At 44.5% G+C, this 254-nt stretch carries 1 protein-coding gene; it reads left to right on the top strand.

The window, feature by feature from the left end:
- Positions 1-254, top strand: a 254-nt coding sequence (locus AAEY78_RS14105) for an ATPase, T2SS/T4P/T4SS family (protein ID WP_352340020.1), incomplete at both ends; no start/stop codon positions are given.

The following is a 254-nucleotide window of genomic DNA, read 5'->3' on the forward strand; positions in this document are numbered from 1 at the left end:
GTTCTCGTTACTGGTCCAACAGGTTCTGGTAAATCCACCACACTTGCAGCGATGATTGACTATATCAATGAGACTCGTAAAGAGCACATTTTGACGATTGAAGATCCTATAGAATTCGTTCATCAATCCAAAAAGAGTTTGATCAATCAACGCGAAGTACACCGCGATACCTTAGGGTTCGAGCCTGCACTACGCTCTGCATTACGCGAAGATCCTGACGTTATTCTAGTGGGTGAGCTACGTGATCTTGAGAC

The organism is Psychrobacter sp. 16-MNA-CIBAN-0192 (genome assembly GCF_040309565.1).
Lineage (GTDB): Bacteria > Pseudomonadota > Gammaproteobacteria > Pseudomonadales > Moraxellaceae > Psychrobacter.